4 protein-coding genes and 1 tRNA gene are annotated in these 9,778 nt (G+C 46.1%); 3 read left to right on the top strand and 2 right to left on the bottom strand.

Features of this window, described 5'->3' with window-relative positions:
* Positions 1-362: 362 nt before the first annotated feature.
* Positions 363-433 (bottom strand) — tRNA-Gln (locus tag JT717_RS22710).
* A gap of 144 nt (positions 434-577) precedes the next feature.
* Here JT717_RS22710 and JT717_RS22705 point away from each other — a divergent pair.
* Positions 578-1,903, top strand: a complete 1,326-nt coding sequence (locus JT717_RS22705) for an aminotransferase class V-fold PLP-dependent enzyme (RefSeq protein WP_205513329.1) — start codon at positions 578-580, stop codon at positions 1,901-1,903.
* A gap of 6 nt (positions 1,904-1,909) precedes the next feature.
* Here JT717_RS22705 and tyrS read toward each other — a convergent pair whose 3' ends face one another.
* Positions 1,910-3,154 carry a tyrosine--tRNA ligase gene (gene tyrS, locus JT717_RS22700; RefSeq protein ID WP_240348366.1) on the bottom strand — a complete coding sequence of 415 codons (1,245 nt, stop codon included), beginning with the start codon at positions 3,152-3,154 and terminating at the stop codon, positions 1,910-1,912.
* A gap of 361 nt (positions 3,155-3,515) precedes the next feature.
* On the opposite strand from tyrS, the gene JT717_RS22695 reads away from it, so the two are divergent.
* Both JT717_RS22695 and porU2 read left to right on the top strand, forming a co-directional pair.
* The gene (locus tag JT717_RS22695; RefSeq protein WP_205513327.1) at positions 3,516-4,625 is read left to right on the top strand and encodes a putative type IX sorting system protein PorV2; all 1,110 of its coding nucleotides are present in this window, start codon (positions 3,516-3,518) and stop codon (positions 4,623-4,625) included.
* A 36-nt stretch (positions 4,626-4,661) separates the two neighbouring features.
* Positions 4,662-9,758: a putative type IX secretion system sortase PorU2 gene (gene porU2 / locus JT717_RS22690; RefSeq protein WP_205513326.1), complete on the top strand. Its 5,097-nt coding sequence runs from the start codon at positions 4,662-4,664 to the stop codon at positions 9,756-9,758.
* Positions 9,759-9,778 lie beyond the last annotated feature (20 nt).

The following is a 9,778-nucleotide window of genomic DNA, read 5'->3' as shown; positions in this document are numbered from 1 at the left end:
CCTGCTGGTAAAAAATAGCCTAACAATTCTTTTTCCTGGTCCTTTTCCAATGTTTCTTGTCAGTTTTATTAGGCTGCAAAACAACAACTTTCTCCTAAATCCCCCAATTTTTCAACCTGATCCGTAATTATGTACCGGATAGTAGGTTGGCATTTTCATCACTATATCTTTTACACTCTCCGAATATAAGAAAAACTGTAATGAAAACTGCAACAAAAAGTGAAACAAAACTAACGGGAATCGGCGGTTTTTGGCGGGAAGACGGCAAGATGATAAAAAATAAAAAACCCGCTACAATCCTTGTCTGTAACGGGTTTTGTTCGTTTTGAACCTCGTTGAGCCACTTTGGTTGAGGCCTTTTGTTGCCCGACCTGGATTCGAACCAAGACAAACAGAACCAAAATCTGTCGTACTACCATTATACTATCGGGCAGCCTTTAATCCTTTTAGAAAGGAGTGCAAAAGTAAGGGCTTCTATCCTTTTCCCCAAATGAAAATGCCAATTATTCATTATTTTTCGTGAGAAATTTTTTAAGCATTTTTAAATCAAATACCCTCCTTATCCAAATTTACTCCCATGCCTACTTTAAACCGCCGTTCCTTCTTACAGGCCTGTAAAGCGCTTACTGCAGGCTCTTTATTATCGTCATTTACCCAGCCGGCCTGGAGCCGCAACCTTCACCAGGCCCTGCAAACCGCCTATGACAAAACACCCGAACAACTGGCTTCCGACGAAGATTTCTGGTACTATATCCAGCAAGCCTACACCGTTTCGCCCTACCTCATCAATTTAAATAACGGCGGCGTGGCGCCTTCCCCTAAAACCGTGCAGGATGCCATGAAACGCCACTTCGATATCTGTAATGAAGCGCCCAGCTACTTCATGTGGCGCATTCTAGACCAGGGCCGCGAACCGCTGCGCCAAAACCTGGCCCGCCTGGCCGGCTGCAACCCCGAAGAGCTTGCTATTCAACGGAATGCATCTGAAGCCCTGGAAACCATCATCTTCGGCCTGCCTCTGAAACCGGGCGATGAGGTGGTTGTATGCAAACAGGATTATCCTAATATGATCAATGCCTGGAAACAACGGGAGCTACGGGACGGTATCAGGCTGGTCTGGATCAACCTCTCCATGCCCAGCGAAGATGCCGATCAACTGGTGAATACCTATACCCAGGCTTTCACGGCCAAAACCAAAGTGGTGCATTTGACCCATGTGATCAACTGGAATGGTCAGATGCTGCCGGTTCGCCGGATCGCCGATGCCGCTCATCAAAAAGGCATTGAAGTAATAGTAGATGGCGCACATAGCTTCGCCCACTTTCAATTCACGATACCAGAGCTGGGGGCCGATTATTTCGGCACCAGCCTGCACAAATGGCTAAGCGCCTGCATTGGCGCCGGTTTTCTGTACGTAAAAAAAGAAAAGATCAAAAGCCTCTATCCACTCTTTGCAGCGCCGGATGCAAAGGCCGATGATATCCGCAAATTCGAACACCTGGGCACCCGGCCTTTCTTTATTGAACAGGCCGTGGGCAAAGCCATCGAGTTTTATGAAATGATCGGCGCGCAACGTAAAGAACAACGCCTGTTCTTCCTTAAAAACTATTGGATGAATAAGGTGAAAGATATCCCCGGCATTCAGTTCGGCACCTCCATGAAGCCGGGCTTTGGCTGCGCGATCGGCCTGGTAAGCTTTAACTTGCCGGGCGTTAAAGCGGTTGACCTCGACGCATTCCTCTGGAACCGGTATAAGATCCATGGTACCCATTTAGAACGCGAAGATATCCGGGGTGTTCGTTTAACCCCCAATGTATATACCACTACCAAACAGCTGGATGTGTTAGTGGAAGGGATCCAGGCATTTCCCGATTTCTGGAGGAATAGCAAAAAAGGCAAGTAGCTTATACTAGCTTGCCTTTACCAGGTAATAATGTTTCTTTCCCTTTTGAATAAGCAAATACATGCCATGCAGGAGCATGGATGCATCTACGGTTAAGGCTACCTGCTCTACTTTACGGCGGTTGATGCTTACGCCGCCGCCCTGTACCATTTTACGGGCTTCACCTTTGCTGGGAAATATTTTGGTTTCGGCGAGGAAAGTCACAACGTCGACCCCTGCCTGCAGTTTTGACAATTCAAAATCGAATTTAGTCACGCCATTCATGCCTTCCAGGTCTTCCACACTCAGCGATTCCGCCGGGGCATTTTGCTGTTCGAAGAGTTTTTCAGTGGTCTCGATCGCTTTGCGGTATTCCTCTTCTCCATGTACAAAAATGGTCACTTCTTTGGCCAGGGCTTTTTGCAAAAGCCGGGCTGCTGCATCCTTGCGATGGTCTTCTATGAGCTGGTTGATCGTGTCCTGGGAAAGGAACGTAAATATTTTGATCCATTTTTCAGCATCGGCGTCGGCTGCATTGAGCCAGAACTGGTAAAATTCGTAGGGCGAGGTTTTGTCAGGCGCCAGCCACACATTCCCTTTTTCACTTTTACCGAATTTGCCGCCATCTGCTTTGGTGAGCAGGGGACAGGTAAGGGCAAACGCTTCGCCTCCGGCCTTACGACGGATAAATTCTGTACCGGTGGTGATATTACCCCATTGGTCACTGCCGCCCATTTGCAGCTTGCAGTTTTTATGCTGGTAGAGCCAGAAGTAGTCGTATCCCTGCATCAGCTGGTAGGCAAACTCGGTATAGCTGATGCCGGTCTCGCCCTCGATGCGTTTTCTCACACTGTCCTTGGCCATCATATAGTTCACGGTAATATGTTTGCCTGCATCGCGCAGGAACTGGATGAAGGAAATGTTCCTGAACCAGTCGTAGTTATTGGCCATTTCCGCTGCATTGGGTTTCGCCGGGTCGAAGTCGAGGAACTGTTCCAGTTGCTTTTTTATTCCATCGAGGTTTTTCTGCAGCTGATCTTCGCTGAGGAAATTCCTTTCTTCGCTTTTGCCAGATGGATCGCCAATCATCCCGGTGGCGCCGCCGATGAGCGCAATGGGTTTATGTCCGGCCCGTTGCATGTGTACCAGCAACAGGATAGGGACGAGGCTCCCAATATGAAGACTATCCGAAGTGGGGTCGAAACCGATATAGCCGGTGGTCATTTCTTTATTCAGCTGTTCTTCGGTTCCGGGCATAATATCCTGTATCATACCCCGCCATTTTAATTCTGCAACCAGGTTCATATTATATTGACATTAAACGAGTAATAAATTCGATTATGATTCACCGCGCAAACGTTTTACATTTGCGCTGCCCTTACATGATTTACCAGTTCCTTAATACATGTTTTTATGTAGTAAATCAATGAATTATGCAAATGTAAGGATTACCGCAACTTTGCCCAGAAGATGCAATATTTTAATTGTAAAAACGTTTGAAAATGATGGCCCCGACCTGTTAAAAATGTCAACATTTTCAAGATCAAGTTCAGGCACGCTTTATCAACGGGTGCAGCCAATATCCTAAAGAAATAGTCTAATCATCAAGTTGCTTATTTCGAAAATTGGATCAATGAAAAGGACCCGTCTTTACGTTACCCTTGTTGTGTTATTGATACAGCAAATCTCCTATGCGCAGTTCCGTAAATATTCTAATGAGTTTTTGAATATCGGCGCCGGTGCCCGTGGTTTGGCAATGGCAAGCGCACAGGTTGCTTCGGTTAGTGATGGCACGGCAGGTTACTGGAACCCGGCCGGGTTGGTGAATGTGAAAGACAATCCCCAGCTCAATTTGATGCATGCCGAATATTTTGCCGGCATCGGCAAATACGATTATGGCAGTTTGGCCATACCACTGAAAGATAATAAAAGGGTTTTAGGATTATCGTTATTACGGTTTGCGGTAGATGATATTCCCAATACCGTTTTCCTGGTAGAAGCAGATGGCTCCATCAACTTCAGTAATATCACCACATTTTCTTCGGCCGATTATGCGTTCCTGCTGTCATTGGCCCAAACTATAAAATCAACGGGTAAAAGCAAGATCAGCGGCGGTATCAATGCCAAGATTATTCACCGCAAAGCGGGCGATATGGCTTCTGCCTGGGGATTTGGCTTCGATGCCGGCATCCAGATCGTAAATGAGAAATGGAAGATCGGGATCATGGCCCGCGATGTTACCACTACCTTCAATGCCTGGTCTTTCAGTCTGCCCGAAAAAATGCGGGAAGTATTTTATTATACCGGCAACGAAATACCGAGCAAGTCAACTGAACTGACTGCCCCCAAACTGGTTTTAGGTGGTAACTACATATTTAAACTGAACAGGAACCTGAACCTGATGGCCGAGGCCAATTTCGACCTCACTTTCGATGGCCGGCGCAATACCGTGATCAGCTCAAATGTTGCCAGCCTGGACCCCAAGCTGGGCCTGGAAGCTTCCTGGAAGAACGTGTTCTTTGTGCGCGCGGGCATTAACAACTTTCAGCGGGCATTGGACGACGACGATATTACCAATACCAAAAAAGTATGGATCTATCAGCCTGCGGTAGGCGCCGGATTCAGACTCTCGAATGTGCTGATCGATTATGCCTTTACCAATTTAGCCAATCAATCGAATCCGTTATATACCCATGTGTTTTCGCTAAAAGTGGACCTGGTTAAAAAGGTGAATAAAAAGTAAACTACCCTATTGAAAGGAATCTGAAACTTGTATATTATGAGGAAGATTTTTACCCTGTTGCTGTTAGTAGCAGGTTTTGCTGCTACTGCCCAGCAGTACAATAAAGAGTGGATAAAGTATGGCCAAACGTATTATAAGTTCAAGGTAGGCAATGACGGTCTGTACCGCATTCCCAAATCCCTGCTCGATGCCAATGGTCTTGGCAATGTTTCAGTCGAGTTCCTGGAGCTGTGGCGCAATGGGGAAAAAGTTCCGTTCTATTCATCCGTACCAAACGGCGTGCTGCCTTCGAACGGTTACCTCGAATTCTGGGGTGAACGCAATGATGGAGAACCCGACAAGGCATTATACCGGCAACCTGAGTTTCAGCATACCACGGAATACAGTTTACAAACCGATACCGCAGCTTATTTTTTGAGTGTAAATACCAACCAGTCGGGATTCAGGTATAATGAAGTGTTTAATAATGTGGCCGGAAATGGGTTGCCAGTGGAGCCTTACTTTATGGACACCGCCGGTTATTATTACAAAAGCGCCACGCCGAACCCCGGTTTTGCCTCCCTGGTAGGCGTCTATGTGTATTCTTCTTCTTATGATAAAGGTGAATTTTTTAGCAGTGGTGACATTGGTCCTTCGAACCCGTTGACAACTGCCCTGAGCGACCTGAAAGTGTATGGCGGCGGTCCGGCTTCTTTGTTAAAGGTAGGCGCAACTGGTAATGCGCCCAATGCCCGCCATATAAAAATAAACGTAAATGGCGTAGAAGTGAAGGACACGGCGCTGGATTATTTTAATGACCTTGTCACCACCATACCCGTCAATACAGGCGATATCAGCAGCGGAACGGCAGCCGTACAATTTATTAATACGAACAACAATACAAGGGACCGCATGCGGGTTTCCTTCTTTGAGTTCACATATCCCCGCACATTTGATTTCAACGGGCAGTCGAACTTTGGTTTTGAGCTGCCGGCCAAAGCCAGTGGTTATTTTTTGCAGATCAGTAATTTCAATTTTGGCGGCACACAACCGGTATTGTATGACCGCAGGAACGGCGAACGGTTTGTGGGTGATGTTGCCGCCGGTATGGTGCGCTTTGCATTACCTGGCAGTGGTTACAGCAGGCATCTGGTACTGGTAAGTGAGGAAGCCGCGAACATCACAACGATCACCCAGCTTACTCCACGCGTTTTTAAAGATTATAAAAAGCTGGCCGACCAGCATAGAGCGGATTATCTCATAATAAGCAATCCCATCCTGTACACCGGTTCACGTGGTAATAACCCGGTAGAAGATTATAAAAATTATCGCGAATCGGCGGCCGGAGGCAGTCACAAAGTATTGATTGCAGATATTGATGAGCTGGTAGATCAGTTTGCCTATGGCATTAAAAAGCATCCATTGTCGGTCCGTAATTTTATCAGTTATGCAAAAGATAGCTTTGCCGCCCCCATCAAAGACATCTTCCTGATCGGGCGGGGTGTAAACTATTCGGAATACCAATATGCGGAACGAAACCCTAATCTGCCCAATAACAACCTGATAGAACGGGTGAACCTGGTTCCTACTTTCGGTTACCCGGGGTCGGATAATTTAATGAGTGCAAAAGATATTACAGTGCCGGTGCCAGCCATACCTATCGGGCGCTTATCGGTGGTTCGTGGCGAGGAGATCGAGTACTACCTGAATAAGATAAAAGAATATGAGGCGGTGCAAAAAACAACTTCCAACAGCGTTGCGGATAAGGGCTGGTGGAAGAATGTGGTGCATGTAACGGGATCGAGCGATGCCTACCTGGGCGTGGTATTGTGTAATTACATGGAGATCTACGAGCATATCCTGAAAGACACCCTCTTTGGCGCCAATGTACATACGTTCTGCAAAGCTTCTACTAATCCGAATGAACAGGTGTCGCCGGAGAAATTAGCTAAACTGTTCGCAGAAGGTATCACTTTTCTTACCTATTTCGGTCACTCGTCAGCAACTACACTGGAGTTCAATATCGATAATCCCGAAAATTATAATAACCAGGGCAAGTACCCGGTTTTCTTTGTAAATGGTTGTCAGGCCGGCGACTTTTTTACTTATTACCCGCAACGATTGTCGGTGAATGAAACCCTGTCGGAAAAATTTACTTTGGCGCCAAACCGGGGCACCATCGGCTTTGTGGCCAGTACGCACTATGGGATCGTGAATTACCTGAACCTGTATTTATCAGGTCTGTATGGTTTAATTGCGAAACAGGATTATGATAAGACCCTGGGCGAAACGATGCGCGATGCTATGGGCGAAATGATCAGCGCCACCGGTAATCATGATTTTTATAGCAGGATGCATGCCGAGCAGATCACCCTGCATGGCGACCCGGCCATATTTATAAATGCACAACCCAAGCCCGATTATATAATAGAAGACCAGTTCGTTCAGGTCAATCCGGCATTTATTTCAGTTGCTGAAAACAGATTCAGCCTGAAAGTAAAGGCCATTAACCTGGGCAAGGCGCCTGCGGATTCAATTATTCTTGAAATAAAACGTCAGTACCCTGACGGAAGCACCTCATTTGTGTACCGGGAGAAGATCCCGGGCATCCGGTACGCGGATTCGATTACCCTCAACGTTCCCATTGTTGCGAGCCGCGACAAGGGCTTGAATAAACTGATAGTGACCATCGACGCCGGCAATGTGGCCGATGAAATTTCAGAGTCGAACAACACGATCACGAAACAGTTCTATATTTACGAAAATGAGGCCCGGCCCGCGTACCCGTACATGTATGCGATCATCAACAATCCTACGCAGACTTTATATGCGTCCACGGCCAATCCGTTCAGCCCTCAACGCAACTACATTTTTGAAATAGATACCACGGGCGCATTCAATTCTTCGCTTAAGGTTTCAAAAACGATCAGCGGACCGGGTGGAATATTGGAATTCAATCCGGGTATCACCTATAAGGATAGTACGGTTTATTACTGGCGCGTGGCCACTGAACCTGAGCAGGGAAGTGAACATCAATGGATAACTTCTTCCTTTATGTACATGCCTGGTACTACGGAGGGTTATGCGCAGGATCATTATCATCAGAACCTGAAGTCTATTTCAGAAAGGGTTACCCTGGATACCACTACCCGGCAGTGGAAATATGGGACCCGGTCGAATAATTTGTTTATCAATACAGGTACATGGGGCATCAGCGCTTTCTATGAACAGGAAGTGGAAGTTTCTGTGGATGGTCACACAATCGGTCAGAATTTTTGTGCATATTCCTCTGTTGCTTTTATGGTCTTTGATCCGGTTTCATTTAAACCATGGAAAAACAATTATGACCCCGTCACAGGAGATGGGCAATATGGCAGCTGGAATAATTGTTATACCATGAGAGATTATAACTTTGAGTTCAGGTATCAGGATTCTGCGTCCCGGGAAAAGATGAGGCAATTTATGGAAGATGTGATCCCGGATGGTTATTATGTTGTTGCCCGTTCAGGTCTGCGTTACCCGTCTCTGACTGGTGGCTTTGCGCAGGACTGGATCAACGATACTCTCCGATATGGACAATATAAGTCGATCTACCACAGCTTTTTAAAATATGGATTTACAGAGGTAGATTCATTCAGCCGGCCCAGGCAGTTTATTTTTGTATATAAAAAGAACGATAACGCCAATTTTACGCCTGTTTTCAAGTTTACGAAGGGTACTGATGACAAGGCAACCTTATCCGTGAATTGCATAACACCTGATACAATCGGTTATATAACATCGCCGGTGTTTGGTCCGGCCAAAAAATGGAAAGAAGTTAGTTGGAAAGGGGAGTCGCTGGAAGACCCATCACCTGATGGTCCTTCAGTAGAAGTAGTGGGGGTAGCCAATGATAATACGGAAGCTTTGCTGTATACGCTGGATAAGAACACGCATAATTTTGACCTTTCGGCAGTGGATGCAAGCCGCTATCCATTCATGAAGTTGCGTATGCGAAATATAGATTCTTTGAAGTTAACCCCGTACCAGCTTAAATCATGGCGGGTCTATTGTGACCCTGCTCCTGAAGGTAGCATGGCTGCCAATCTGTATCTGACGCAAATGCGCGATACCTTCACCCTGGGTGAAACCGCGACCTTTGGCATTGCCTTTAAGAATATCAGTAATAAACCGTTCGACAGTATTAAGGTGAAAGCCGTTGTTATAGACCAAAATAATGTCTCACATACTTTGTTCGTTCGTAAGCAAAAACCGATCATCAGTGGCGATACCATTCATGTGAGCCTCGACTTTGGCACAACGGCATACCCTGGCAGTAATGTGCTGTTTGTGGATGTAAATGCCGATAACGACCAGCCGGAACAGTATTTCTTCAACAATTTTGTTTATAAGAACTTCTACGTTTGGCCGGATAATAAGAATCCGATACTGGATGTTACCTTTGACGGGGTACATATCTTAAACAGGGATATTGTTTCATCGAAACCGAATATCGAGATCAAGTTAAAGGATGAATCGAGTTATCTACTGCTGAACGATACTTCCCTGGCATCTGTACAGGTGAAATATCCGGATGGTACATTGCGTACCTACAGTTTTGATAATGATACCTTACGGTTTATACCGGCGACCAGTGGTTCGGAAAACACGGCTACCATACAATTCACACCGCAGTTCAACCGGCAGATCAATCCGGAAGGAGATGTGTATGAACTGATCGTTGTAGGAAAGGACAGAAGCGGCAATAAGGCTGGTAATATAGCCTACAGGATCGCTTTCACGGTCATCTCCAAACCGATGATCTCCAATGTGCTGAACTATCCTAACCCCTTCAGCACATCTACTGCCTTCGTGTTTACGATTACCGGCAGTGAGATACCGCAAAATATCCGGATACAGATATTAACAGTGACCGGAAAGATCGTGCGCGAGATAACTATGAACGAACTGGGGCCATTACATATCGGACGGAATATTACTGAATTCAAATGGGATGGAACCGATCAGTATGGTCAAAAGCTGGGTAATGGCGTTTACCTGTACCGGATCATCACTTCGCTGAATGGTAAAACCATGGAAAAATATAAGAGCCAAGGCGATAATACAGACCAATACTTTAACAACGGTTATGGTAAGATGTATTTGATGCGGTAGTTACTGAACTCAGGATAGAT

Source organism: Longitalea arenae, assembly GCF_016924755.1.
GTDB lineage: Bacteria > Bacteroidota > Bacteroidia > Chitinophagales > Chitinophagaceae > Niastella > Niastella arenae.
This window is presented reverse-complemented; position numbering and strand designations above follow the sequence as displayed.

Excerpts from the sequence above, each read along its gene's own strand:
- JT717_RS22695 (WP_205513327.1), top strand. The coding sequence starts at position 3,516 with ATGAAAAGGACCCGTCTTTACGTTACCCTTGTTGTGTTATTGATACAG.
- porU2 (WP_205513326.1), top strand. The coding sequence starts at position 4,662 with ATGAGGAAGATTTTTACCCTGTTGCTGTTAGTAGCAGGTTTTGCTGCT.
- JT717_RS22705 (WP_205513329.1), top strand. The coding sequence starts at position 578 with ATGCCTACTTTAAACCGCCGTTCCTTCTTACAGGCCTGTAAAGCGCTT.
- tyrS (WP_240348366.1), bottom strand. The coding sequence starts at position 3,154 with ATGATACAGGATATTATGCCCGGAACCGAAGAACAGCTGAATAAAGAA.